The organism is Bradyrhizobium sp. 482_C4_N1_8 (assembly GCF_052075965.1).
GTDB lineage: Bacteria > Pseudomonadota > Alphaproteobacteria > Rhizobiales > Xanthobacteraceae > Bradyrhizobium > Bradyrhizobium barranii.
Window position 1 is genome coordinate 3,119,959 of record NZ_CP197231.1, and the last position, 24,830, is coordinate 3,144,788.

Genomic DNA, 24,830 nt, shown 5'->3' on the forward strand with positions numbered 1-24,830 from the left:
CTCGTCCGGCGCGATAACATCAGGCATGACCGAACATCTCCTCCCAATCGGCCCTGCCGATATCGAAGCAGCAGCACGCGTGATCGCGCCCTTCGCCATCCGCACCCCGCTGTTGTCCTTTCCCGTGCTCAACGAGCGCGTCGGCGCAAAGGTCTTCCTGAAGCCGGAGATGCTCCAGCGCACCGGCTCCTTCAAGTTCCGCGGCGCCTTCAACAAGGTCGCCTCGATCCCGCAGGACAAGCGCGCCGGCGGCGTCGTCGCGTTCTCGTCCGGCAACCACGCCCAGGGCGTCGCGGCGGCTGCAAAGATCCTCGACATGCATGCGACCATCGTGATGCCCGCGGATGCGCCGCTGTCGAAGCGCGAGCGCACCAAATCCTATGGCGCCGAGGTCGTGCTGTATGATCGCGACCGCGACGACCGCGAGGCGATCTCGCGCGGCATCGCCGAGAAGCGCGGCGCGACATTGGTCAGGCCCTATGACGATCCGTTCGTGATCGCGGGGCAGGGCACCGCAGGTCGTGAGATCGCCGAGGACATGGCTGCGCTCGCCCTCAGTCCCGACATCGTGGTGGCACCGGCCTCCGGCGGCGGCCTGATCGCGGGCGTCGCCACGGCCGTCAAGGCGCGCTATCCGCTCGCCGAGATCGTGGTGGCCGAGCCCGAGGCGTTCGACGATCACGGCATTTCGCTGACCGCCGGCCACCGCGAGCCGCATGGGCCTGCGGGCCGCACCATCTGCGATGCGCTGATGGCCCTGATCCCCGGCGAGATGACCTTTGCGATCAACAGCAAGCTCTTGGCGCGCGGCGTGACTGCATCTGACAAGGAAGTCGGCGCGGCGGTGGCGTTTGCCTATCGCGAGCTGAAGCTCGTGGTCGAGCCGGGAGGTGCGGTGGGCCTTGCCGCGTTGCTGGCGGGACGTCTCGACGTCGCCGGGAAGAACGTCGTCATCGTGCTCTCCGGCGGCAATGTCGATGCGGATCTGTTTGCCGAGCTGGTGGCCTGATCTTCTGAGATTTTGACACGACGAAGGGGCAGGGCGTTGCCGCTCTGCCCCTTCTTCGTTTCGCTTGTGGCGATCAGTGCATGAAGCCGCCGCGGCGATTGTTGCCGCCATTATTCGTGCTCGGCGCCTGGTTCATCGACTGGCGGAAGTTGTTGCCGCCGTTGTTGACCATGCGGTTCGTTCTGTTGAACTGCGGGCGGTTGTTCTGCTGGTTGTTCTGGACCTGCACTTTGTTCACCGGATTGTTGTTGAGCTTCACGCCGTTGTTGACGCGGATCGGGTTGTTCTGCGTCTGAACGACCGGCTTCGTATCGACAGTCGAGCCGCCCTTGCCGACATTCACCGGCATACTCACGATCTTGCCAGGAGTGCCGTTGGTCGTGCCGTTGGCAGTGCCGGTATTGTTGCTGCGGCCGTTCTGCGTTGTGTTGGTCGCGGGCAGGGTGACGATCTTGCCAATGCCGCCATTGTTGGTCGCGTTGGTCGGCGCAGGCAGGGTGACGATCTTGCCCGGGGTCTGCGACGGCGTTCCGTTCGGCTGGTTCGGCTGATTGTTGCCGGCCGGCAGGTTGACGATCTGGCCGCCATTGCCGAGCTTGCCGATGACGTTGCTGTCGATCGGCTTCTGCACGACCGGCAGATTGCCATTCATCTGCCCACCGCCATTGCCCTGCTGCATCAGCGGCATGTATTTGGGCTGGCCGAGATTGCCGACCTTGAACGTCGGAGCAATGTTCTGCGGCGCCAGGAACTTGGTCGCCTGCATCAGGGGGATCAGCTTCGGCTGGGTCTCGAGCTTCAGCGCGGATTGCGCATAGGGGCTGTTGCCGTAGCTGTCATAGAAGCTCTTGTAGCCGAGCGGGGAGTTCGCGAGCACCGCCTTGTGCCAGGCCTGCGTGATCAGCAGGTTGTTGAGCAGCCAGCGGATGTGGTCGCATAGCGGGTCATGCGGGTACATCTGGATGAACTCCTGATAGTACTCCGGCCGTCCCTCGGACACGACGTAGTCATAGGCCTGGCGTGTCGAACGGCTCGGCAGGTTGGAGGCCATCTGCACGACAGGCGCATTCACCGGGGCGCGGGTGGCGGCAACAGCGGTGTCGCCGAAGAAGGTGAAGTCCGAGGTCAGCGACGAGCTTTCCCACGGGATCTGCGCGCCGCTGGTGGTCTGGTTCACTTCCAGACGCACGCGCTTGAACAGCTGCTCGATCGGCACGTTGGGTTCGCGCGCGACGTTGAGGAAGGCCTGGGTGTAGGGGCTGTGGCCGTTGGTGCCGTCCTGTGCTTCCGCACCCGGCGCGGTCGAGTAGCCGACGATCGAGCCGTTCGGCGCATCGACGATGGCGAGGCCGCGGCCGGCGTCGTTGACATCAGGGAACGGATTGTTGCGGCAGGCATCGAGGATGACGATGCGCATGCGGCTCGGGATCGTCTCCAGCGTCGACATCACGTCGACGAGGCGCACCGAGTTGCTCACGAGCTCGGTGGGGTTCGAAACTTTCGCATCGACGGGGACGAGATAGTTCTCGCCGGCGAGCTGCACGCCGTGACCGGCGTAGTAGACCATGGCGACAGTGTTCGGACCCCGCGCGGAAACCTTGGCGGAAAAGTCCTGGACGACGCGGAGCATGTCGTTCTGGGTCAGGTCGGTCGCGGCAACCACCTCGAAGCCGGCGGAGTTCAGGAACTGCGCCATCGACTCTGCGTCATTGTCGGGGTTTTGGAGCTGCGGCGCGTTCTTGTAGTTGGAATTGCCGATCACCAGCGCCACGCGCTGTTCCGGGCCTTGCAGCGCGGTCGGGGCAGGCTGGACCGGGGCGACCTGCGCGGAAACAGCGCAGGCAAAGCCGAACAGGCTTCCCACGAGGCTAGCCGTCATCAGGAAAGGCTTTAGGCGGAACATGGCGTGCTCCTTTGACACTCATCTCGATGCGAGATTGGTTGCGAGGAAGCTTGGCCGCGTTCGAGCCCGTGGTCCGTGATCGCAATCACCATGATGAGCTGCGTGATCTGAATCACGCTTGGAACCTGCTATGGTGAACGGCCGATGACCGGCCGCGCCGGTTCGGCCCGCGAAAGACCCGCTCTACGATTTCGATCCCGATCCGGTGCGCGTGATGGCGCCGGTCGACGATCCCGATTGCGTCCCCGACGTTCAGCGCGCGGTGCTGGCGGAGATCGAACGCGCGGCCGGCGGCGCCGTCAGCCCCGGCAAGCTCTCGCGCTCGGAATTCTATCGCGCGGCGTCGGCGGGGTTCGGTGTCGTGCAGGTCGGCGACAGCAGGGGCTATGGCTGCTTCCTGATCCGCAAGGGCGTGATTTAATAGAGCCCCTTCCGATGGGATCGGAACGGGGCTCCAGATTCTTGTTTGACGCGTTTTCTTGACGCGAACCGGTATCCACTTCTTCGCTTGAAAACGCGCTAGCCGCGACCGATGAGATGGATCGCCGAACGCCAGGCGTGCTGCGACAACGCCTCGAGGTTGCGAACCGCCTCGACGCGAAGGAGGGCAGAGTCTGCGGTCAGTGTTCCATTGGCCACCGCACCAAGCGTCGCGCTGCGGTGGATGCGCAGCATTTCACGGAGTTGTGTCGTACAACGCTCGAACTCGGCGATGGCCTCGTCGGGCGGGTCGGCGCGGGGACCAGCCAAGATGTCGCCGGCATGCGAGGCGGGCGCGAAGTGCGTCGATCCGCGGGGCGGCGCCGCGACGCCGCGCGCAATCGCGGCGGCGCTCCGCATGACCTCGGCACATAGCTCTCCGGCGCGGATGTCCTCCGGCCCGCCTGCCACCGAGCCGAAATTGTTTCCTCCACTTGCGAGGTCCGTCAGTCGAGATGCGTGGTCGAGTGCGTGCAGCGTGCTCGTGAGACGCCGTTGCTCGTCGTCGGTGTCGGGTGGCCCGGCCACATCCGACAGGAATATTTGCGCCTGGCTTACGGCATCGGCCGCTTCCTGCACGGAGACGGTGTCCTTTCCCAGCCGTATCGGTGCAGCGCGGGCCGCCAGTTTCGCCTCGACCGAACTGCACACCGTCAAGAGCACGCGCGCGATCGTGCGCCGTACCGCCTCGACGGCCACGATCGGGGTCTCAAGCGCCGAAGGATCGAGACATCGCGTCAGCGGCGAGCCGCGCTCGGGCAGGATCCGTTCGACCAGCCGCGTAAACGGGTTGATCAGCGGGAGCAGGACCGCGACGCCGACGACGTTGAAGGCTGTGTGGTACCCGGCCAGCAGCGTCACGCCGTCGATCGTGTCCGAGGCGCGCAGCAGCAAGGGCGTTACGACGGGAAAAGCTACCAGCGCGATGAGCGCGGCGATCAGCTTGAAAAGAACGTAGGCGATGGCCAACCGCTTCGCGGTGGCGCTCGCGCCGATCGCGGCGAGCGCGGAACTCGTCGCCGTTCCGATGTTCTGGCCGATGATCAACGCGCAGGCCTGGTCCAACCCGATTGCGCCTGCGAAATAGCCGGACAAGGTCACTGCGATGGCGGCCGTCGACGATTGCATCAGCGCGGTCATGACCAATCCGATCACCACCAGCGCCAGCATGCCGAGCAGGCCCGACCACCATGACGTCCCGGGACTGCCGAGGACCGCGGGCAGGTCCGCCGGGTGCAAACGTTCCGCCAGCCCGCCCATGCCCTGCTGCAGGGTCGTCAGCCCGAACAGCACGAGTCCAAATCCCGCGAGCGCGGCACCGGCGCCGGAAACTCGCCCTCGGCCGAGAAGCTTGGTCAACGCGCCGACGAAGATCATCGGCAACGCCGCGGCCGTTAGCGAGACACGGACGCCGATCAGCGCGACCAGCCAGCCGGTCCCCGTGGTGCCGATATTCGCGCCGAAGACCAGGCTCAACCCTTGCTGGAACGTCAGCAGGCCGGCGCTGACAAGACCGATCGTCGTCATCGTCGTCGCGCTGGAGGACTGCACCAGCAGCGTGACGATGGCTCCCCAAAATGAGCCAAGCAGCGGCGTCGATGCCGCCTTGCCGAGCACCCCGCGCAGCGCGGAGCCGGCCAGCGTCTTCAGGCCCTCCGTCATCACGGTCATGCCGAGCAGGAAGAGACCTACCCCGCCGAGCGTCGAGATCGCCGTGGACATGCATGCTCCTCGCGACAATGCACCACGAATAGCGAAGCAGACAGTACAGCAACAAAGCCCCGATGGGTCGGATCAATCGTTACGCGATCGTCTGCCATCACCCCACTCGGGAGGGGCATCGTCAGCCGCGGGAGGTCATCAGATCGGAAGGCCAGCCGATCCGGACGAGAAGGCCGTCAGGTCCGTTGATGCCGACCTCATACATCCCCCATTCGCGGTGGCGCAGCACGCCGCCCGGCCGGATGATCAGATCGTCCACGCGTGCGGCAATGGCCTCGACGTCGGGCGTGCGAATGAAGACGCCGAAGGGATTGTGCTCGGGCACGCGCCACGGGCCATCGCCGGCTTGCGTGAGATGCACCTCGCAGCCCCAACCCCTCATGATCACGTAGCCGGCGTCACCGCCCGCGCGCGTGAAGCCAAGACGCTCCCAGAACGGTATAGCAGCGGCAACATCGTTGCTCGGAATGATGGCGAAGGCGCCGACGGGCGGGGTTTGAGGCACTCGCTCGCTCCGGAATAAGCGGTTGTCCGCGCAGCTCTCATGCTGCTTTTTCCAGCTTATCGGGAGAGCACGGTGAATCGAAGCGGCGAAAAGTCCCGCACTCGAATTTGAGTGGCCTGTCAGTTCCCGACTGTCTATGGTCGGTTCATGTCTCGCCTTATGTGTCTATCCGTTGCTGTCATCCTGTCTCTGCTGCCGGCCGTCGCGCCCGCTGAGCCCGTTCAAAAGCGTCCTAAGCAGGCTTGGCATGGCTACGGCTTCCTGCCGGGCTATCGCCAGCCGCTGAGCAACAGCATTCCGCTCTACAAGCAGAAGGAGGCGATGCGCCGCATGTCGCGGAGCGATCGCCGCCATTGGTATATCGACCCGGTTCCCCAATATTACGGCTGGGACGGCGAATGGCGCTATTTCGGCCGGCCCGGCTTCGGCGGCGGCCGCTACAATGGCGGCAGCTTCGGGCCGTGCTGGACGCGGACCCCGATCGGCGCGGTCTGGAACTGCGGATGAGCGGCCTCACATCGTTTCGCGGAACGCCTCGCGCGACAGATTTCAATCGTAACCGAATCCGGTTCGGCTGAAACCAAGCCATCTTTCCGGTGTCCTAGCTCTTGTCCGGACCTTGCGGGTTCGGATGGAGTTATTGGCATGAATGATCGGTTCAAGGACAAAGTCATCATCGTTACGGGCGCCGGCAACGGCATCGGCGCCGCAGCCGCAAGGCGCTTTCACGGCGAAGGCGCCATTGTCGTGCTCAACGGACGGCGCGAGTTCAAATTGGCCGAAGTCGGTGCAGAGCTAGGCACCGATCGCTGCATGATCCGATCCGGCGACGTCTCGATCGCCGAAGACGTCGAGAGTCTGGTCGCCAACGTGGTGCAGCGCTTCGGGAGGATCGACATCCTCGTCAACTGATCGGTTTCCTGGGCTCGCCGATCCAGCTGTGGCGAGACGTCTTCGCGGTCAATGTCGACGGTGTCCTCTACATGACGCGCGCCGCGCTTCCGCACCTGATCGAGAGCGGCGGCTCGATCGTCAACGTGTCGTCTCTCAGCGGGCTTGGCGGTGACCGGGGCGTGAGCTTCTACAACGCCACGAAGGGTGCCGTCAGCAATCTCACACGCAGCCTGGCGCTCGAATTTGGCCCGAGAGGCGTGCGCATCAATGCGGTGTGCCTATCATTGACCCTCACCGACCTGACGAGGCCGATCATGGAGCAATATCCGGAATTGTTCGTGAAGCTGGTGGAACGTATCCCCCTGGGACGCGCAGCCCGGTCCGAGGAAGTCGCGAGCGTCATCGCATTTCTCGCAAGCGACGACGCCAGCTTCGTGAATGGGGTGAACCTTCCAGTCGACGGCGGCGTCGACGCATCGACCGGGCAGGCCCCCTTCGCGTAGCGCGGCTAGGTTTGCGAGAGCACCCGTGCAACAGCCTGGGTCCCGGCTCTGTGCCGCAATGCCTACGCGTTGCAGCTTGTCCGGGACACGAGAGAGGGCGCGGTGATCCACCCTGCTCCGTCATTGCGAGCGCAGCGAAGCAATCCAGAATCTCTCCGCGGAAAGACTTTGGATTGCTTCACTGCGCTCGCAATGACGATTTGGAGAGCGCGCGCCCCTTACGAGAAGAACGCGATCTTCTCGGCCTGGGTCATGCGGCGGATTGGCGCCATGGGGTCGTTGGCCGCCGCGCGGGGCTTTTGCAGGATGCCACTGGCGAGGATGGTGGCGCCGAGCGAGGGCTCGGGCAGGGACGCGGACAAGGGCGAGGGCATCGGAAGCGTCGCGGTCGGCGCCGCACCGAATGTCGCGGCGGCTGCCATGGCCGGGGCCGGCTGCTCCATCACTTCGGCGGCGGCCTCCGCAATGGCGTCGGTGAGGCGCGCAAGCGAGTCCATCGCGATCGGCGCGTCTTCGGCGGGCTCCTCCGCGGCTGCGGTGGCGGCCGGCTCGGCTGCGACCGGCTCCGGAAGCTCTGCGGCAATGGGCGCTGCGACCTCCGCAGCCATCGGCTCCGGAATGGCCGCTTCCAGCTCGACCGGTTCGGTGATCTCGTCGAACTCCGGATCGGGTGCGGCCATTTCCAGCGCGATGGCATCGAGTATGGCTTCGTCCTCGGCTTCCGCGGCGGCGTCGAGCGAGACCCCGTCAGTCACCTCAGTGAAAGCGGCGGCCTCTGCGACCTCCTCTTCGGGTCCGACGTGATTGCCGGCGATGAACTCCGGCTCGATGGCGACGTCCATTGCCTCCTCGCCAACGGCGAGTGCTTCGACGGCGCCGGCCGCTTCGACCGCTACCTCGGGCGCGGGAGTCGCTGCGATGTCCTGCGGCGCCTCCGTAAGAGCCACGGGTGCTTCGGTGGCCATCACGGCAGGCGCAGCCTCTGCGACGGGCGCTTCCTGCACCGGCGCAGGTGCGGAATGCGCCGCCGCTTGCGGCGCTGTGTCGCCGTCACCATCGAGCTGCTCGACCCGATCCCTGAGCAGATCGAATGCGGCCTTGAGCTCGACGCGGGGGTCGACGGTCGATAGCTGCCCGCAAGCGGCCTCGATGGAGGCGAGCTGCGAATCAATGAGGTCGCAGATTCGCCCGTCGGCGCCGATCTCGCGCCAGCGCCAGGAGATCTCCTTGATGATGCGCACGCCGCGCGGAATCGGCGCGAGGCTGGCCTCGATCGCCGCGGGATCGAAGGCGGCAATCGCGATGGTCTCGGCTTCGCGGATGGCGCGGCGGATCTCGACCAGCGCCTCGGGCAGGCGATCCTCGACGACCGGTTGTCGCTGTGCCGCAAGGGTTTCTTCGATTTTCGCGACCGCATCGAGCACCATGCGGGTATCCGCATTGCGGTTGCGCTTGGCATATTCGCCGAGGAACCAGCGGCCGCGCGCGGTCTCCATGAAGGCTTCGCGGATCGCGTCGTAATCCTGCTCGTTCGGCTCGGCCGCACGGGCAGACATAGGCGAGAGGGCGAATGCTTCGTTGGCCATGACAATCTCGTCGCGCAAATCACTACGCGTTACTGTAACGATCACCACGATATCGACCGAATCGCAATTGGTTTGATGGCAGGCGAATCACAAATCCCCACGCAAGCCGCCGTGAAGCGGCGATTCGCCGTGAGTCTCGCGCTGTTCTATTCAGCCGTGTTCGCGGTCTCGGGCACGCATCTGCCGTTCTTTCCGGTCTGGCTGAAGGCGATCGGCATCGACGCAAGCTGGATCGGCCTCATCAACGCGCTGCCGGCGATCACGCGCTTCACCACGCTGCCGCAGATCACCGCCCTTGCCGAAAAGCGGCATGCCATTCGCGCCGGCATGATGGTGTCGGTGCTGGCAACCGCGATCGGGTTCACGGCGGTCGGCTTGCAGCAGCAGCCGCTGGCGCTGTTCCTGATCTATGCGCTGACCTGCATGATGTGGACGCCGACGACCCCGCTGACCGATGCCTATGCGCTGCGCGGCGTCGCCCGCTACGGGCTCGATTACGGGCCGCTGCGGCTGTGGGGCTCGGCGGCCTTCGCCGCGGGCTCGCTCGCCTGCGGTTATCTCGTCGACCACATCGCGGCGCGCGATCTGATCTGGATCATCGTCGCGTGGGCCGTCGTTGCGGTCGCCGCCAGCCTGCTGCTCCAGCCGCTCGACGATGTCAGGCGAAGGACGACGGAGACGCATGCCGGCAAGGCCTTGCTGCGCGATGGCGGCTTCTGGGCCGTCATCGCGTCGGCCGCGCTGATCCAGGGCAGCCACGTCGCCTATTACACGTTCTCGGCCATCAACTGGCAGCTCCATGGCTTCGGCGGGCTGACGATCGCGGGCCTCTGGACGTTGGGTGTGATCGCCGAGATCGTCGTGTTCGCGCTGTCGCCGCGGTTCTCGCTGCATCCGTCCACGCTGATCGCGATCGGCGGCGTGAGTGCCGTGGTGCGCTGGATCGTCACCGCGCAGGAGCCGCCGCTCGCGCTGCTCGTGATCGTGCAGCTCGGCCATGGCCTCACTTTCGGCATGACCATCGTCGGCACCATGAACCTGCTGGTGCAGCGCGTGCCATCGCATCAGATCGCGCGGGGGCAGGGCTATTATGCCGCGTGCAACGGGCTGCTGGGTGCAGCGACATCGATCGCGTCAGGTGCGATCTACGCCCGCATCGGCGACAGCTTGTACTACGTCATGGCCGCGATGGCCGCGGCCGGCGCGCTCGTGATCTGGTCGGCGCGGCATCGACTCAAGGCTCATCCCCAGAGCGAGGTATCAGGCGGATAGACCAGGCTGTCGTCGTAGCGCAGCCCGTGATCGCGATCGCGCGCGAGCAGCAGCGGGCCGTCGAGATCGACGAAGCGCGCCTGCGGCGTCACCAGCATTGCGGGGGCCATCGACAGCGAGGTCGCGACCATGCAGCCGATCATGATCTCGAAACCGAGCGCCTGCGCCGCATCGGCCATCGCGAGCGCCTCGGTGAGGCCGCCGGTCTTGTCGAGCTTGATGTTCACGGCGTCGTAGCGCTCGCGGAGCGGCGCGAGCGAAGGGCGGTCATGCACGCTCTCGTCGGCGCAGACCGCGAGCGGCCGTTTGATCCGCGCCAGCGCGTCATCCTTCCCGGCCGGCAGCGGCTGCTCGACCAGGGTGACGCCGACGGCGTCGCAGGCGGCGAGATTCTGCTCCAGATTGGCCTCGGTCCAGGCCTCGTTGGCATCCACGATCAGTTCGGATTCGGGGGCGGCCTTCCGAACCGCCGCGATCCGCTCCGGATCGCCGTCGCCGCCGAGCTTGATCTTGAGCAGGGGTCGATGCGCCGCCTTGGCCGTCGCCGCCGCCATGGCCTCGGGGGTGCCCAACGAAATCGTGAAGGCGGTGGTGCGCTCGCCCGGCACCGGGCGGTCCAGCAGGTTCCAGGCCCGCAGGCCGGTCGCCTTGGCCTCGAGGTCGATCAGGGCGCAATCCAGCGCGTTGCGGGCGGCTCCCGGCGGCATGGCGGCCTGCAGGGCCTCCCGCGAGAGGCCGCCCGCGACGGCCGCCTGCATGGCCTGGATGGCCGCAAGGGTCGCCTCGGGGGTCTCGCCATAGCGCGGATAGGGGACGCATTCGCCGCGGCCGGTGAGGCCGTTGCGGCTCACTTCGGCCACAACGGTCACGGCCTCGGTCTTGGCGCCCCGGCTGATGGTAAAACTGCCGGCGATGGGAAATCGCTCGATTCGCGCGGCGAGGGCCGGAACTTTGCTGGAAGTCATTTTGAACTCTGGCGAAATCTGAACCTGCTAGTTACCTCTAGCAACTAACATTAACCAGTTGGGGATACCTTCTCTGGGTAAGGGCGTGTGCACAACCATCTGATTCTACCCGTTTCTCGCGCCCCGGCCCGGGAGCGGACACCTTGAGCGGCGATCCGAAGCTGGAACGGATTGCCAAGGGCAACGCGCTGGCACTCTGCGCCACCGGAACCTGGACCGCGAGCTTCGCGCCGGTCCTGGAGCGGATGGTGGCTGACGCCGAGAAGCTCGCCGGCGGTTCACAAAACATATTCATCGACGTCTCCGAGGTCGCCAAGCTCGACACCTTTGGCGCCTGGCTGATCGAACGGCTGCGCCGCAGCCTGACCCAAGGGGCCGTCGAGGCGCAGATCGCGGGGCTCTCCGCCAATTATTCGAGCCTCGTGGACGAGGTGCGGCGGGTCAGGGCGACGCCGGTCGTCGACAGCAGCGCGGTCACCATCACCGGCATGCTGGAGCAGATCGGCCGGGCCGTGGCCGGGGTCGCCGGCACGGTTGCTGGCCTCGTCGACATGCTCGGCGCGGTGCTCGCGGCGGGGTTTCGCGTCCTGATCCACCCGCGCTCGTTCCGCCTGACCTCGACCGTGCACCACATGGAGCAGGTCTGCTGGCGCGCGGTGCCGATCATCGTGCTGATCACGTTCCTGATCGGCTGCATCATTGCCCAGCAGGGCATTTTTCATTTCCGCAGGTTCGGCGCCGACATCTTCGTCGTCGACATGCTCGGCGTGCTGGTGCTGCGCGAGATCGGCGTCCTCCTGGTCGCGATCATGGTCGCGGGTCGCTCGGGCAGCGCCTACACGGCCGAGCTCGGCTCGATGAAGATGCGCGAGGAGATCGACGCGCTGCGCACGATGGGTTTCGACCCGATCGAGGTCCTGGTGCTGCCGCGCATGCTGGCGCTGGTGCTGGCGCTGCCGATCCTCGCCTTCCTCGGCGCCATGGCCGCGCTTTATGGCGGCGGCCTCGTCGCCTGGCTCTATGGCGGCGTCGATCCCGAAGCCTTCCTGCTGCGTCTGCGCGACGCCATCTCGATCGACCATTTCATCGTCGGCATCGTCAAAGCACCGGTGATGGCCGCCGTGATCGGCATCGTCGCCTGCGTCGAGGGTCTCGCCGTGCAGGGCAGCGCGGAGTCGCTCGGACAGCACACCACGGCCTCCGTGGTGAAGGGCATCTTCTTCGTCATCGTCATGGACGGCGTGTTCGCCATCTTCTTCGCCTCGATCGGGATGTGACGATGGCGCAAGAAACTCAAAACGCGATTCAAGATCCGATCATCCGCGTTCGCGACATCACCGTGCAGTTCGGCGCGACGCGCGTGCTCGACGGCCTCAACCTCGACGTCAAGCGCGGCGAAATCCTCGGCTTCGTCGGTCCATCCGGTGCCGGCAAGTCGGTGCTGACGCGCACCATCATCGGCCTCGTGCCGAAGGTCGCGGGCTCCATCGAGGTGTTCGGCGTCGACCTCGATTCCTCCAGCACCTCGCAGCGCCGCAGCGTCGAGCGCCGCTGGGGCGTGCTGTTTCAGCAGGGCGCGCTGTTCTCCTCGTTGACCGTGCGGCAGAACATCCAGTTTCCGATGCGCGAGTATCTCCGGGTCTCGCAGCGGTTGATGGACGAGATCACCCTGGCCAAGCTCACCATGGTCGGGCTCAAGCCGGAAGTCGCGGATCGCTTTCCCTCGGAACTGTCGGGCGGCATGATCAAGCGCGTGGCGCTGGCGCGCGCGCTGTCGCTCGATCCCGATCTCGTGTTCCTCGACGAGCCGACCTCGGGCCTCGATCCGATCGGCGCCGGCGATTTCGACGAGCTGGTGAGGACGCTCCAGCGTACTTTGGGCCTGACCGTTTTCATGGTAACGCACGACCTCGACAGCCTTTACACAGCCTGCGACCGCATCGCCGTTTTAGGGAACGGTAAGATCATTGCGGCAGGGTCGATCGCCGACATGCAGGCCTCGCAGCATCCCTGGCTGAGACAATATTTCCACGGCAAGCGCGCCCGTGCGGTGATGGGCTGAGGTGCCGGAGTAGCTGATGGAAACGCGGGCCAATTACGTACTGATCGGATCATTCACGCTCGCGGTGATCGCCGCGGCGATCGGCTTCGTGCTGTGGTTCCAGTCGCTGCACACCACCAAGCAGCGCAGCCCCCTGCGCGTCGTGTTCGAGGGCCCGGCGGCGGGCCTGCGCAACGGCGGCAGTGTCAACTTCAACGGTATCCGGGTAGGTGAGGTGGTCTCCGTGAAGCTCGACAACCCGCGGCGGGTTGTCGCACTCGCCATGGTCGAGAACAACACCCCGCTCCGCAAGGACACCCTGGTCGGCCTCGAATTCCAGGGCCTGACCGGCGTCGCCGCGATCTCGCTCAAGGGCGGCGAGGAGGCCGCGCCTCCGCCGCCGCTCGACGAGGACGGCATCCCGTCGCTGACGGCCGATCCCAACAAGCTCCAGGACGTCACCGAGGCGATCCGCGGCACGCTCCAGAACATCAACAAGATCGTCGCGGACAATCAGGAGTCGGTGAAGAACTCGCTGAAGAACCTCGAGACCTTCACCAACTCGCTCGCGCGCAACTCGGAGAAGATCGACGGCGTGATGGCCAAGGTCGACGGCGTCATGCACAAGGCCGACAGCCTCATGCTTGGCCTCAACACGCTCGCCGGCGGCAAGGACGGCGGCGAGCTGTTCCAGGCGGTGAAGTCGATCCGCGAGCTGGCCGAGGATTTCGACAAGCGCTCCGGTGCATTGATGACCGACGGCCGGCGCACGCTCGGCGACATCAGCCGCGCCGTGAACAATTTCGACCGCAACCCGACCCGCGTGCTGTTCGGCGCCAGCAACAGCGCCCCGGCCGCCGCTCCGCCGCCCGCCGAGCCGCCGAGGCAGGCGCCCGCCGCGAGCGGCAGGCGGCAGTAGGCGTTTAGTACACGGACCTCACCTCGTCATTGCGAGCGTAGCGAAGCAATCCAGATTGTCTCCGCGGAAGCAGTCTGGATTGCTTCGTCGCAAGGACTCCTCGCAATGACGGGCTCAAACGAAAACGGAGGCCGTGAGGCCTCCGTTCTCATTCGCTATTCGTTGTCGCTATGGGCTGATCACCCGAGCCGGCCCGCTGCATGCGCGAGCAGCGTGTAGACCAGGCCCGTCTCCGAGGTCAGGTGGCTGCGCAGCTCCTGCGGACCACGGCCGTCGCGGGCGACTTCGTCGAGCAGACGCTCGAACTCGGCGACGTAGCGGTCGACCGTGCCCTTGAAGTTGCGGTCGGCGCGGTACTTGCGGGCGACCTCGTCAAAGGCCTTCTGGCCGGCGGGCGTGTAGAGGCGCTTGGTGAAGGCCTTGTTCTCGCCGCGCTGGTAGCGGTCCCACATCTCGGCGGCGAGGTTGCGGTCCATCAGGCGGCCGATGTCGAGCGACAGCGACTCCAGCGGATTGCTGCCACCCTGCGGAGCCTGCGGCTGCGGCGCGGGTGTCGCGCGGCCACGCGGGGCCTCACGTCCGGTCGGAGCACCCTGGTTGGCGTCCGTGCGGTTCAGGAGGTCCGACAGCCAGCCGTCGCGGCCCTGGTCGTTGCCTGCGGGCGCGACCGGCGGCGCTTCGGTGCGGCGCGAGGAGGCGGGCATGCCGAGGTCCGGCGGCGGCAGCGTCGAGGCGCTGCCGGTGTCGCGGCCGCGGGTCTCGGTGTTGCGCGTGCCGACGGCTGCCAGCAACGGCTCTTCCTGGCGCTGCGCGCCGGCGCGGCCCGTCGTGGAGACGTCGAGGCCACGGCCATGCTGGGCCACGATGCGGTTGAGCTCGGCGAGGGCCTCGATCTGGTCGACGATCACCTTGCGCATCTGCGCAGTGCTCTCGGCGGCCTCCTGCGGCATCTCGAGCACGCCGCGGCGCAGCTCGTTGCGGGTGGCTTCGAGCTCGTTGTGCATCTCGAACGCCATCTGCTTCATGCTGGAGACGAGGTTGGTGAACTTCTCGGTCGACTGCTTGAACATCGTATCCGCCTCGTCCGTGGTCTGGCGGTAGATGTCGTGCATGGCCTCGATGGTCTGGCGGTGCTCCTCCTCGGACGCCACGCGCACCGCCTCGAACTGCCGGGTGATCGCGGCGGAACCTGCGCCGGCGGTCTCCGCGACGACGCGGGCGATGTCGCGGGCACGCTCTTCGGCGGCGGCCAGCGATTCATCGAGCAGGCCGGTGAAGCGCGACAGACGCTGGTCGAGATCGGCCGTGCGCAGGTCGATGGTCGTGACGAGCGATTCCAGCGCCTGCTTGCGTTCAGCGAGGGAAGCGGTGGTGTTCTTGTTGCTCACCTCGACGACCTGCGCGGCCTCGACCAGTGCCTTGCCGTGCGCGTCGAACTGGGTCGATAGCTCGCCGAGGTCCTGCAGCGCCCGCGTGGTCTTCGTGTTGAAGACGTTGAGCTGGTCTTCCAGGTTCTGCGTCGCAGCGCCGTTGCGCGAGGTGACGTCGTTCATCGCCGAGACGAAGTCGGCGACGCGCGTCACCAGCGCCCGCTCGAGCGAGTTGAGGTTGTCGTGCGCACCGGTCAGCACCTCCTGGAGCAGGATGTTGCCTTCGCGCAGACGCTCGAACAGGGCCACCGTATCGGTACGCAGGATCTTGCTGGTCTCCTGCATCTCGGTGACGGCCGCGATCGAGACCTGGCGCGACTGGTCGATCGCCGAGCGGGAGGCCTGCTCGAGGTCCTTGAGCGACTTGCCGACCGCGCCGGTGGCCATCTCGCTCGCCGCGTTGATGGTGCGGGCGACTTCGGAGCCGTTGCCCATCATCGTCTGCGAGAACGCATGGCCGCGCGTCTCGATCGACTTCAGCGCATCCGAGGTGACGCGGTCGATGTCGAGCGTGAGCTGGCTGGTCTTCGAGCCGATCGCGTCGACCAGCGCGCCGCGCTTGGCGTCGATCATGTTCGACAGACGGTCGGCCTGCTGCTGCACGTAGGTGACGATCTCGTCGGTCTTGCCGGTCATGGCCTGGCCGAAGCTGCTGCTGGCGGCGAGCACCGAACGCTCGACGTCGGACGAACTCGACTTGACACGCGAGCTTGCCTCGTTGGAGGCGTTGATCAGCGCGTTCTGGGCGTTGAGCGCGCTGGTCTGGATGTCGTTGGTGGCGTTGGTCGTTGCCGTGCTCAATACGCGCTCGATCTCGGTCGAGATCGTGCGGATCTGGCTTGCGGCATCCGCCGACGTCGAAGTCAGCGAGGTCTGCGCCTCACGCGCGCTGTTGAGGATGGTCGAGGCGGTGTCGGCGCCGATCGAGGTCAGCGTGCGCTCGATGTCCGTGGTCAGCGACTTGATCTGGCTTGCCGCATCCGTCGAGGCGGTGATCAGCGTGCCCTGGGCCTCGCGCACGCCGCTGGTGAGCGCCTCGATGGTGGCGCCGCCGGCGGTCGCCAGCGCGCGCTGCATCTCGGCCGCCAGCGAACGGACCTGGCTGGTCTGTTCGGCCGAGACGGAGAGCAGGGTGCTCTGGGCGTCGCGGGCGCTGGTCGTGATCGTCTCGGCGGTCGACTGGCCGACCTGCGAGAGCGACCGATGCACTTCGACCGCGAGCGACTTGACCTGGGTCGCCGCATCCGAGGACGCGTTGACGAGCGTGGTCTGGGCTTCGCGGGCGCCGGTCATGATGGTCTCGGCCGTCGAGGTGCCGGCCATCGAGAGCGAGCGCTGCACGTCCGAGGACAGCGCCTTGATCTGGTTGGCGGTCTCGGTCGAGGCCGCAATCAGCGCGCTCTGCGCATCGCGGGCGCCGGCGGTGATCGATTCCGCCGTGGTGGCGCCGGCCAGCGACAGCGAACGCTGCACGTCGGCGGTGAGGGTCTTGACGTGGTTGGCCGCGTCCGAAGACGCCGTGACGAGCGTGGTCTGTACCTCGCGGGCGCCGGCCAGGATCGAGGCTGCGGTGGCAGAACCGGCCGCCGACAGCGTGCGTTCGACGTCGACCGCGAGCCCCTTGATCTGGTTGGAGGCATCGCCGGAGGCAGCGACCAGGGTCGACTGAGCCTCGCGGGCGCTGCTCAGGATCGAGTTCGCAGCACCGGTGCCGACCGCGGTCAGCGCGCGCTCGACCTCAGTGGAGGTCATCTTGAGCTGGGCGTTGACATCGGAGGAGGTCATTTTGAGCTGGGCGTTGACGTCGGAGGAGACCGTCATCAGCGACTGCTGGGCGGTACGCGCACCGGTCTGGATCGTTTCGCTGGTGTTGACGACGAGGTTGGTGAGCGAGCGCTCGGCATCCTCGACATGCGAGCGGATCGCGGTCGAGATCATCTCGGCGCGGGACATCATGTCCTCGCTGGCCTGACGGCCGCTGCTCTCGATGCGGCCGGCGACGGCTTCGACACGCGAGCCGAGCAGGTCCTCGAACTGCGCCACGCGCACGTCGATGTCGTTGGCGACCGAGCCGACCTTGGTCTCGATGGCCTGGTGGATGTCCTGGAAGCGCGCCGTGACCGTGTCGGTCAGGTGCGTGCTGCGGCCGTCGATCATCTCGGCGACGCCGGTGATGCGGCGGTCGACCGCCTCGATCGCCTGCGCGGTGCCGTCGGTGAGCGTCGAGGTCAGGAGGGTGAGGCGCGTGTCGATCGACTGCACGGCCTGCGAGGCGCCGTTCGTCACCGCAGTCGTCAGGTAGGTGAGGCGCGTGTCGATGGATTCGAGCGCCTGCGAGGCGCCGCCCGAGAGCGTCGTCGTGAGGTGCGTCAGCCGCGTATCGATCGACTGGATGGTCTGCGATGCGCCATCGGTGAGCGAGGTCGCGAGATAGTTGAGGCGCGTATCGATCGTCTCGATGGCCTGCGATGCGCCGTCAGTGAGCGACGTCGTGAGGTGGGTGAGGCGGGAGTCGATCGACTGGATCGCCTGCGCGGCACCGTCGGTCAGCGACGAGGCGAGGGTGTTGAGGCGTCCGTCGATGGTTTCGGTCACCGACTTGGCGCGGGTGTCGAACGACTGCTCGAGCGCGGCGACGCGGCCGACGAGCTGGTCGTCGAAAGTCTTGATGTGGCCTTCGATCGTGCCGTCGAGGCTGACGATCTTGTCGTTCAGCGAGGCGTCGAGGTTGGTGACACGTTCGCCGACCGTGGTCTCGAACTGCACCAGGCGCTGGTCGAGCACAGCCGTGATCGCCCCGCCGTTCGAGGTGAAGCGGGTATCGAAATTGTCGACATAGGTCTTCAGGCTCTCGGCGATGTCCTGGGTGCGCTGGCCCATGCGATCGACGATATCACCGCCGAACGTCTTCACGGTGCGGTCGAACTCGGAGATGTGGCGGGTGATCAGCGCGCCGAGCGTGCCGGAGTCGCGGGCGAACCTCTCGACCAGCTCGGTGCCCTGGTTCTTCACCAGCTCGTCGAACGCGCTCATCTGCAGCGACAGCGAGTCGTGCGCGGTCTCGGTCTGGCTGACGACCTTGGCGACGAGGGTGTTGACGGTGGCGTCGAGCGCCTCGCTCGCCTTGTCGCCGGAGGTCATGATGTGGCCGGCGAGCCGGTTGCCGGCATCGTCGATCTTGGCGGAGAGGTCGTTGGAGCGCAGCTCGAGCTCGAGCAGCAGCGAGTCCGACGAATTCTTCAGGCTGTCGTGCACCTGCTCGGTGCGCTCGGAGATGCCGTCGACGATGGCGGCGGAGCGCTGCTCGAACTCGCCGGTGATGCGGTCGATACGCTCGTTCAGCATCTCGTGGACGCGGTCGGCGAGGTCGACGAACTCGTCGTGGACGTGGCCGGTCTTGAAGTTGAGGCTGGTGGTCAGCCGCTCGCTGGCGTCGAGCACGGCGCGCGTGGTCTCGTTGCTGGCCTCCTCGAGGCGGTCGAGCAGGTCGCCGCCGCGCTCGCCGAGCGCGAGGATCATGTTGTCGCCGGCGTTGCTCAGTGCGCCGGTGATGTGGGCGCCGCGCTCTTCCAGCGCGCCGGTGATGCTCTTGGCGACCTCGTCGACGCGCGAGGCGATCGCGTCCGAGATCAGCGCGATGTCGTGGCGCAGATCGATCTGCACGCCGGAGATGGCGCTGCGGACCTGCTCGGCCTGGCCGACCAGATTGTCGCGCTGGTGCGCGATGTCCTGGAGCAGGGAGCGGATGCGCACTTCGTTGTCGGAATAGGCGCGTTCGAGCGCCGCAACCTCGTTGGCGACCAGCGTCTCGAGTTCGCCGGCGCGCGCGATGGCGCGTTCGATGCCGTCGCCCATCGCCGCGACCTCGCGGCGGATGGCCTGGCCGACGGTGACCATGGAATCGGACGCCGAGCCCTCGGGCTCGGAGAAGCGGATCGCGACCTGCGCCATCGCCTGCGCGATCATGCGCATTTCCTGGCCGCGCCAGACCAGGCTCGCCAGGAAGTAGAACAGCATGATCGGCGCGAAGAACATCGCGATCAGGCCGGCGATGACGAGCACGCCGCCGCTCTGGCCCATGGCGGCCTGGATCGAGGGCAGGAAGCCGACGGTGAGCGCGGCGCAGGCTGCGAGCCAGACGCCGGCGAAGATGGTGGCGAAGGTGTAGACGCTGCGGGCAGGGCGGCCCTTCTGAAGCGCCTGGAGCAACTGACCGATGGTCTCGCGGTCATCGTTGGCGGCGCGGCGCGAGGTGCGCGGCTCCTCGATCGTATCGAACACGGTGGTGCGCTCGTTGGCGGCAGGACGCGGCTCGAAGGTCGGCTCGTCGAAGATCGGGGGAGCCGGCGGCCCCACCGGAGCCGACGTTTCGTTGCGCATCGAGGCGTTGCGGCTGGTGTCCGCGGCCGTGTCGCTGATGTTCAGGGCTTCCTGGATCGCAGAAAGCGCAACTTCTGTGGGGTCTTTGACCTTTTTCGGAGTGTTCGCCATGTTCAGTCCGAGCCCTCGTTACTTGTACGCGTCCTCCCGCGAGCCCAGCGCGCTACGCAAGCCCACAGACCGGATCATGCCGCTTACGCGGATTCCCAGCCGTCCCCACCCGGACGGCTTGTCCGCTAATTTCTCCCAACATCCTATTGGCAGAGCGTCGCGAATGAAATGCCCGGGATTAAGACAATCTTAATCATCGTTAACAGGATAGCGCCGTAACGCCTTAGCAATAAATGGAATTCTCCACCGGACTCGCCGGATTGCGGCAACTTTTCGTCAATAAACGGGCGGATTTGCGTAAAACGGCCCAAACACTTCGTTAACCATTTCCATGCTTCGGTGGGGGAACTTGACCGCCGGATCGGCGGACATCGCGCGATGCCGGGGTCTGCGCCATGACGCCTGAACTGCAACGGATGGACTGGATGCCTTCGCCCCCGCTTGCACCCATCGACAGCCCGCTCGACCTCGATCACCTCTCGCGCATGACGCTCGGGGACACTGAGCTGGAACAGGAAGTGCTCGCGATGTTCGCCGAGCAGGCGGTTCGCCTGGTTGCGGCGATGGCAGCACTGCCGGCCGAGGCCGGCACACTCGCCCACAAGCTCGAGGGCTCCGCGCGCGGAATCGGCGCCTTTGCGGTGGCCGATGCCGCGGCCAGCCTGGAGACCGCGGTCCGGACCGGCCATGGCCAGCCCCACGCCTTCGCCGCGTTGAAAGAGGCGGTGACCGAGGCTCGCGCCGCCATCGAGGCGATCCTGAAGCCCTAGGGCGACAGGGCGAGAAACCGCGCTCTAGTCTTTTGTTTTGACGCGTTTTCTTCCCGCGAAGCGGGATTCACGTCGCTTCAAAACCCTATGGCGCCGGGCGGATCGACCCGTTATAGGACAGCCCGGACCCTCCTTCATTCGCAACATCGCGGCAGCACGAGCACACATGGCCAAGATTAACTTTGTCGACCACAAGGGCGAAACCCGTACGGTGGAAGTCGAGAACGGCGCGACCGTGATGGAAGCCGCCATCCGCAACAGCATTCCCGGCATCGAGGCCGAATGCGGCGGCGCCTGTGCCTGCGCAACCTGCCATGTCTATGTCGACGAAGCCTGGCGCGAGAAGGTCGGCAGCCCGACGCCCATGGAAGAAGATATGCTCGATTTCGGTTTCGACGTGCGCCCGAACTCGCGGCTGTCCTGCCAGATCAAGGTCTCCGACGAGCTCGACGGGCTTGTCGTGGCGACGCCGGAACGACAGGCCTGATCGTCTCTCGATCTACTAGATGCTCGGCGGCGCGACCACGATACCGCGCTTGTGCCAGGGTCTGAGCTTCTCGATGATCTCAGCGGTGAGCGGTGCGGGCCGCCGCGTCGCCTCGTCGAGCATGACGCCGACCGACATCGCCGAAGCGATGCAATTTCCTTCCGAAAACACGACCTGTTCGAAGGTCACCGACGTCCGTCCCAGTTTGACCACGCCGAGGCCGAGCTCGATCGTGTTCGGCCAGTGCAGCTCGGCGCGGAAATGGATGTCGAGGCGCACCATGATCCAGGCGAGGCCCGGCGGCGTCAGCCTGTATTCCGGGCTCTTCATCAGCGTGACCCGGCCGGTCTCGAAATAAGTGGCGTAGACCGCGTTGTTGACGTGCTGGTTCGGATCGAGATCGCCGAAGCGGACATTGTCGCCGAGACGATAGGGATAGTCCTCCAGGCGCGGCGTCGTATCGAGGCGGCTTGGTGCGTTCACCGATTGATCTCCGTCATATCGCTTCCCGTTACAGCCCAGTTATCCTGACCCGGCAAGTGGGCGCGGCTGCGGGGTGCTCCCGCTTTTATGCCTTCCCTGATCCATCCCCGTTGGCTAGACAGGCAGGGTCACTTCTGCCCCCCGGGCGGCGTCCAACCGATAACGATCGATAAAGAGACGACATGAGCGACGTGATAAAAACCGATGTGCTGATTATTGGCGCCGGCCCCTGTGGTCTGTTCGCCGTCTTCGAGCTTGGCCTTCTCGACATGAAGGCGCATTTCATCGACATCCTCGACAAGGTCGGCGGCCAGTGCGCCGAGCTCTATCCGGAAAAGCCGATCTACGACATTCCCGGCATTCCGCACGTTTCGGGGCAGGGCCTCACCGACGCGCTGATGGAGCAGATCAAGCCGTTCCATCCGACCTTCCATCTCGGCGAGATGGTGGAGACGGTGGAGAAGATCGGCGATCCCTTGTTTCGCTGCACCACCGACGCGGGCAAGGTGTTCGAATGCAAGGTGGTGGTGATCGCGGCCGGCGGCGGCTCGTTCCAGCCCAAGCGCCCGCCGGTGCCGGGCATCGAGGCCTATGAGGGCACCTCGGTGCACTACGCCGTGCGCAAGATGGAGACGTTCCGCGACAAGAGCGTTCTGATCGTCGGCGGCGGCGATTCCGCGCTCGACTGGACGCTCAATCTGCATCCGCTCGCCAAGCGCGTCACGCTGCTGCACCGGCGCGACGATTTTCGCGCCGCGCCCCACAGCGTCGAGCAGATGCGCGCGCTGGTGGCCGACGGAAAGATGGATCTGCGGCTCGGGCAGGTCACCGCGCTGTCCGGCACCGAGGGCAAGCTGACCGGCGCCACCGTCAAGGGCAACGACAACAGCGTGAGCGAAATTTCCTGCGACACCATGCTGCCGTTCTTCGGGCTGACCATGAAGCTCGGTCCGGTCGCGAACTGGGGCATCGCGCTGGAGAACAATCTGGTGCCGGTCGAGACGTCCGCGTTCGAGACCAACGTATCCGGCATCTTCGCCATCGGCGACATTAACACCTATCCGGGCAAGCTCAAGCTGATCCTGTGCGGCTTCCACGAGGGCGCACTGATGGCGCAAAAAGCCCATCGCTACGTCTATCCGGAGAAGCGGCTCGTGTTCCAGTACACGACCTCGTCCTCCAGTCTGCAAAAGAAGCTCGGTGTCAACTGACGGCACCGGGTTCGGCAGGCAATGCCCCATGTTTCTGGTGCTGGAACCGTTCGCGAAATCGCCGTAGTCTGCGGCCATTGCAGTGGCGGCTTAGCAAGGTGATCATAATGCGGACTCTCTTTTCCAGCTTTCGACTGCTCTCGCCCCTCGCGCTCGCTGTTGCGCTGACGCTTGGCGCGGTTGGGCCGGTAGCCGCACAGGCGCAGCAGCCAACCGCCGCGGGTCTTTGGCAGAAGACCGAGGACGGCAAGACGGTGGGATGGTTTCTCTTCGTCGACCACAACGGCATCTTCGAAGGCGTGATCGCAAAAACCTTTCCGCGCCCCGGCGACGACCCGAATGAGGTCTGTGCGAAATGCACGGATGATCGCAAAAACGCCCCGGTGCTCGGGCTCTCCTTCATCCGCGACATGAAGCGCGACGGCTTGAAGTATGACGGCGGCAACGTGGTCAATCCGCGCGACGGCAACATCTGGAAGGCCAAGATGTCGGTCAGCCCGGACGGGCAGACGCTGACCATGCGCGGCTTCCTCGGCATTTCCCTGTTCGGCAAGGACGAGACCTGGACGCGTCTTCCCGACGCCTACATCGCCCAGGTCGATCCTGCCATCGTCGCCAAATATCTTCCGGCACAGGCGACCGCCGCGACGACGAAGCCGGCGCCCGCGCCCGCGGCGAAGAAGGGCGGCGCGATGATGGCGCCGGCGCCGAAGCAGTAGGGCCCCTCCGTATCCTCGCACTGTCTCTGGAATACTGGATCGCCCGATCAAGTCGGGCGATGACAGTTGAGTGTGTGGCTCGGGCCTGCCTCAGCAGCGACGGTCTTGACGACCGTCAATACGTCCGCGCCTTCTTGCAAGGCGCGTAGAACGTGCCGTTGCCGGCGACGACGCGCTCGAGGCATTGCCGGGGATCGGTGATCTCGCCGTCGACCTGGAAATAATAGGCCTGCGGTCCCAGGCTCAGGACGTAATGTCCCGGCGCAAGCTCGAGCCCTGAATCGCCGGTGTGAAGCTCGTACATCTCGGGCTTCCCCGGGATCGGCGACACCCGGAACGGATAGGAGAAGTTTCGGATCACCCCGACATCTTCTCCGCCGCCTAGATTTTTGCCTGCAGCGTCGGTAGAAAACTCCCTGGCGATCTTCGCGACGACCCGAACCTCGACGCGCTCGGGGATCACGTTCGCGGCGTCCCGCCGAAACACGATGAATTTGACGCGGCCGTTCGGCAGATGCGGGCGATCGGGCTTCTTGAACTCCGGTGAAATCGCGATGCGCATGTCCGGCGCCATCACGCCGGTCGCATTCAATTCCGCCAGCGATTTGTCGTCGATCAATGCGTAGATGCCGTAGTCGGTTGGCAATACGCGCGTCGAGGGAGGCGGGGCGGGGGCGACCATCTCCGGTTTGGCGACCGTGATCGTCGCCTCCGGCTTGGGCGATACCTGCGCGATCTCCTGGGCCTGGGACGAAATCTGGCGGCGCAGCGCGGCGATGTTGTCTCGCTGCGAGACGATCAGGATGACGGCGCCAACGGCAAGCAGGATGGCCGCCGTACGCTTGATCACCGGTAGAAGCGGGCCCGAGATCGCAGGCAGCTTGCTGCGGGATATCTCGATCCTCGATCGCAAAACGGTCGCGTCGCCGGACACCAGGAGACCGCCTGTCTCGGTCGCCTTTGACGACGTGAGCTGTTGTGACGGCAAGCGCTCCAGCGGCGCCTGGTCGCGCGAGAATTTTTCGACCTCCTCGATTGCGACCTCGAGCGCCCGCTTCATCTGGTCGATGTTCCTGGCGTCGGCGTAGGTGAACTGCTCCTGGAGCTTGTAGCGGGCAAGGTCGTAGACCATCTGCCGCCTGGCGTCCGCGTCGTCCTTCACCGTCTCGAGCATGCGCGAAATCACGAGCGCAAACTGCACTTCGCTTGCGGGCAAGTCGGTCGAATCCTGCTGGCCAGGAAGCAACTCTCTCGAACTCATAGCGCTGACGGTCCAATGCCAGTCACGCCAACACCTGATTTCTCTAATTGAAACAGTTGATTAAAAGATGCGGCCCGCGTCCGCGGCCGTTTCGTACACGTCCTCGCGGAACAAGGAAAGCCTCCAAAACAGCTGCGGCAAATTGCCGACGCGTTGGACATGCAGGACGTGCGCGCCGG

The 24,830-nt window shown here is 65.7% G+C and carries 21 protein-coding genes; 13 read left to right on the forward strand and 8 right to left on the reverse strand.

Annotated elements, in window-relative coordinates; translation table 11 throughout:
- Positions 1-25: 25 nt before the first annotated feature.
- Positions 26-1,009 carry a threonine/serine dehydratase gene (locus tag AB7Z56_RS14465; protein ID WP_063982222.1) on the forward strand — a complete coding sequence of 328 codons (984 nt, stop codon included), beginning with the start codon at positions 26-28 and terminating at the stop codon, positions 1,007-1,009.
- Positions 1,010-1,082: 73 nt separating this feature from the next.
- Here AB7Z56_RS14465 and AB7Z56_RS14470 read toward each other — a convergent pair whose 3' ends face one another.
- Positions 1,083-2,912, reverse strand: a complete 1,830-nt coding sequence (locus AB7Z56_RS14470; protein WP_354124034.1) for a caspase family protein — start codon at positions 2,910-2,912, stop codon at positions 1,083-1,085.
- A 205-nt stretch (positions 2,913-3,117) separates the two neighbouring features.
- On the opposite strand from AB7Z56_RS14470, the gene AB7Z56_RS14475 reads away from it, so the two are divergent.
- Positions 3,118-3,333: an RbsD/FucU domain-containing protein gene (locus AB7Z56_RS14475; protein ID WP_371497739.1), complete on the forward strand. Its 216-nt coding sequence runs from the start codon at positions 3,118-3,120 to the stop codon at positions 3,331-3,333.
- 98 nt (positions 3,334-3,431) lie between these two features.
- On the opposite strand, the gene AB7Z56_RS14480 is transcribed toward AB7Z56_RS14475, so the two are convergent.
- Entirely contained in the window at positions 3,432-5,114 is a 1,683-nt protein-coding gene (locus tag AB7Z56_RS14480; protein WP_354124035.1) for a Na/Pi cotransporter family protein, read from the reverse strand.
- 121 nt (positions 5,115-5,235) lie between these two features.
- The gene (locus AB7Z56_RS14485) at positions 5,236-5,619 is read right to left on the reverse strand and encodes a VOC family protein (RefSeq protein ID WP_354124036.1); all 384 of its coding nucleotides are present in this window, start codon (positions 5,617-5,619) and stop codon (positions 5,236-5,238) included.
- 147 nt (positions 5,620-5,766) lie between these two features.
- On the opposite strand from AB7Z56_RS14485, the gene AB7Z56_RS14490 reads away from it, so the two are divergent.
- The 3 genes from AB7Z56_RS14490 (at position 5,767) to AB7Z56_RS14500 (ending at position 7,016) form a co-directional block, all read left to right on the forward strand.
- Positions 5,767-6,126 (forward strand): hypothetical protein, encoded by a 360-nt coding sequence (locus AB7Z56_RS14490; protein WP_063982225.1) that lies wholly within the window; start codon positions 5,767-5,769, stop codon positions 6,124-6,126.
- 138 nt (positions 6,127-6,264) lie between these two features.
- The gene (locus AB7Z56_RS14495) at positions 6,265-6,531 is read left to right on the forward strand and encodes an SDR family NAD(P)-dependent oxidoreductase (RefSeq protein ID WP_354124037.1); all 267 of its coding nucleotides are present in this window, start codon (positions 6,265-6,267) and stop codon (positions 6,529-6,531) included.
- Positions 6,532-6,602: 71 nt separating this feature from the next.
- Entirely contained in the window at positions 6,603-7,016 is a 414-nt protein-coding gene (locus tag AB7Z56_RS14500; protein ID WP_354124038.1) for an SDR family NAD(P)-dependent oxidoreductase, read from the forward strand.
- 218 nt (positions 7,017-7,234) lie between these two features.
- Here AB7Z56_RS14500 and AB7Z56_RS14505 read toward each other — a convergent pair whose 3' ends face one another.
- A complete protein-coding gene (locus tag AB7Z56_RS14505; protein WP_063986237.1) occupies positions 7,235-8,602 on the reverse strand; it encodes a hypothetical protein in 1,368 nt (455 codons plus the stop codon).
- A gap of 75 nt (positions 8,603-8,677) precedes the next feature.
- Between AB7Z56_RS14505 and AB7Z56_RS14510 the strand changes: the two genes are divergently transcribed.
- Positions 8,678-9,874, forward strand: a complete 1,197-nt coding sequence (locus tag AB7Z56_RS14510) for an MFS transporter (protein ID WP_354124039.1) — start codon at positions 8,678-8,680, stop codon at positions 9,872-9,874.
- Here the strand turns inward: AB7Z56_RS14510 and dgcA are convergent.
- Entirely contained in the window at positions 9,844-10,839 is a 996-nt protein-coding gene (gene dgcA / locus AB7Z56_RS14515) for an N-acetyl-D-Glu racemase DgcA (protein ID WP_354124040.1), read from the reverse strand. The genes AB7Z56_RS14510 and dgcA overlap by 31 nt on opposite strands.
- Before the next feature lie 143 nt (positions 10,840-10,982).
- On the opposite strand from dgcA, the gene AB7Z56_RS14520 reads away from it, so the two are divergent.
- Genes AB7Z56_RS14520 through AB7Z56_RS14530 form a run of 3 tightly spaced genes read left to right on the forward strand, consistent with a single transcriptional unit; the run spans position 10,983 to position 13,799 of the window.
- Entirely contained in the window at positions 10,983-12,116 is a 1,134-nt protein-coding gene (locus tag AB7Z56_RS14520) for an MlaE family ABC transporter permease (protein ID WP_166090162.1), read from the forward strand.
- Between the two features lie 2 nt (positions 12,117-12,118).
- Positions 12,119-12,901, forward strand: coding sequence for an ABC transporter ATP-binding protein (locus AB7Z56_RS14525; protein ID WP_063982229.1), 783 nt, complete (start codon positions 12,119-12,121; stop codon positions 12,899-12,901).
- 16 nt (positions 12,902-12,917) lie between these two features.
- The gene (locus tag AB7Z56_RS14530) at positions 12,918-13,799 is read left to right on the forward strand and encodes an MlaD family protein (protein ID WP_085405869.1); all 882 of its coding nucleotides are present in this window, start codon (positions 12,918-12,920) and stop codon (positions 13,797-13,799) included.
- 179 nt (positions 13,800-13,978) lie between these two features.
- Here the strand turns inward: AB7Z56_RS14530 and AB7Z56_RS14535 are convergent, their stop codons facing one another.
- Positions 13,979-19,720, reverse strand: coding sequence for a negative regulator of septation ring formation (locus AB7Z56_RS14535; RefSeq protein WP_354124041.1), 5,742 nt, complete (start codon positions 19,718-19,720; stop codon positions 13,979-13,981).
- Positions 19,721-20,115: 395 nt separating this feature from the next.
- Here AB7Z56_RS14535 and AB7Z56_RS14540 point away from each other — a divergent pair, with 395 nt between their 5' ends.
- Both AB7Z56_RS14540 and AB7Z56_RS14545 read left to right on the forward strand, forming a co-directional pair.
- Complete coding sequence (locus tag AB7Z56_RS14540; protein WP_187388006.1) at positions 20,116-20,490, forward strand: Hpt domain-containing protein; 375 nt, start codon at positions 20,116-20,118, stop codon at positions 20,488-20,490.
- Positions 20,491-20,656: 166 nt separating this feature from the next.
- Complete coding sequence (locus tag AB7Z56_RS14545; protein ID WP_014493954.1) at positions 20,657-20,977, forward strand: 2Fe-2S iron-sulfur cluster-binding protein; 321 nt, start codon at positions 20,657-20,659, stop codon at positions 20,975-20,977.
- Between the two features lie 15 nt (positions 20,978-20,992).
- On the opposite strand, the gene AB7Z56_RS14550 is transcribed toward AB7Z56_RS14545, so the two are convergent.
- Positions 20,993-21,460 (reverse strand): acyl-CoA thioesterase, encoded by a 468-nt coding sequence (locus tag AB7Z56_RS14550; protein ID WP_085405871.1) that lies wholly within the window; start codon positions 21,458-21,460, stop codon positions 20,993-20,995.
- A gap of 182 nt (positions 21,461-21,642) precedes the next feature.
- On the opposite strand from AB7Z56_RS14550, the gene AB7Z56_RS14555 reads away from it, so the two are divergent.
- Positions 21,643-22,671 (forward strand): NAD(P)/FAD-dependent oxidoreductase, encoded by a 1,029-nt coding sequence (locus AB7Z56_RS14555; RefSeq protein WP_354124042.1) that lies wholly within the window; start codon positions 21,643-21,645, stop codon positions 22,669-22,671.
- A 107-nt stretch (positions 22,672-22,778) separates the two neighbouring features.
- Positions 22,779-23,390 carry a DUF2147 domain-containing protein gene (locus AB7Z56_RS14560; protein ID WP_063982234.1) on the forward strand — a complete coding sequence of 204 codons (612 nt, stop codon included), beginning with the start codon at positions 22,779-22,781 and terminating at the stop codon, positions 23,388-23,390.
- Between the two features lie 115 nt (positions 23,391-23,505).
- On the opposite strand, the gene AB7Z56_RS14565 is transcribed toward AB7Z56_RS14560, so the two are convergent.
- Positions 23,506-24,606, reverse strand: coding sequence for a hypothetical protein (locus AB7Z56_RS14565; RefSeq protein ID WP_245328613.1), 1,101 nt, complete (start codon positions 24,604-24,606; stop codon positions 23,506-23,508).
- Positions 24,607-24,830: the final 224 nt, after the last annotated feature.

Excerpts from the sequence above, each read along its gene's own strand:
- AB7Z56_RS14540 (WP_187388006.1), top strand. The coding sequence starts at position 20,116 with ATGACGCCTGAACTGCAACGGATGGACTGGATGCCTTCGCCCCCGCTT.
- AB7Z56_RS14510 (WP_354124039.1), top strand. The coding sequence starts at position 8,678 with ATGGCAGGCGAATCACAAATCCCCACGCAAGCCGCCGTGAAGCGGCGA.
- AB7Z56_RS14480 (WP_354124035.1), bottom strand. The coding sequence starts at position 5,114 with ATGTCCACGGCGATCTCGACGCTCGGCGGGGTAGGTCTCTTCCTGCTC.
- AB7Z56_RS14560 (WP_063982234.1), top strand. The coding sequence starts at position 22,779 with ATGCGGACTCTCTTTTCCAGCTTTCGACTGCTCTCGCCCCTCGCGCTC.
- AB7Z56_RS14535 (WP_354124041.1), bottom strand. The coding sequence starts at position 19,720 with ATGGCGAACACTCCGAAAAAGGTCAAAGACCCCACAGAAGTTGCGCTT.
- AB7Z56_RS14545 (WP_014493954.1), top strand. The coding sequence starts at position 20,657 with ATGGCCAAGATTAACTTTGTCGACCACAAGGGCGAAACCCGTACGGTG.
- AB7Z56_RS14555 (WP_354124042.1), top strand. The coding sequence starts at position 21,643 with ATGAGCGACGTGATAAAAACCGATGTGCTGATTATTGGCGCCGGCCCC.
- AB7Z56_RS14490 (WP_063982225.1), top strand. The coding sequence starts at position 5,767 with ATGTCTCGCCTTATGTGTCTATCCGTTGCTGTCATCCTGTCTCTGCTG.
- AB7Z56_RS14500 (WP_354124038.1), top strand. The coding sequence starts at position 6,603 with ATGACGCGCGCCGCGCTTCCGCACCTGATCGAGAGCGGCGGCTCGATC.
- AB7Z56_RS14495 (WP_354124037.1), top strand. The coding sequence starts at position 6,265 with ATGAATGATCGGTTCAAGGACAAAGTCATCATCGTTACGGGCGCCGGC.
- AB7Z56_RS14530 (WP_085405869.1), top strand. The coding sequence starts at position 12,918 with ATGGAAACGCGGGCCAATTACGTACTGATCGGATCATTCACGCTCGCG.
- AB7Z56_RS14505 (WP_063986237.1), bottom strand. The coding sequence starts at position 8,602 with ATGGCCAACGAAGCATTCGCCCTCTCGCCTATGTCTGCCCGTGCGGCC.
- dgcA (WP_354124040.1), bottom strand. The coding sequence starts at position 10,839 with ATGACTTCCAGCAAAGTTCCGGCCCTCGCCGCGCGAATCGAGCGATTT.
- AB7Z56_RS14465 (WP_063982222.1), top strand. The coding sequence starts at position 26 with ATGACCGAACATCTCCTCCCAATCGGCCCTGCCGATATCGAAGCAGCA.
- AB7Z56_RS14525 (WP_063982229.1), top strand. The coding sequence starts at position 12,119 with ATGGCGCAAGAAACTCAAAACGCGATTCAAGATCCGATCATCCGCGTT.
- AB7Z56_RS14470 (WP_354124034.1), bottom strand. The coding sequence starts at position 2,912 with ATGTTCCGCCTAAAGCCTTTCCTGATGACGGCTAGCCTCGTGGGAAGC.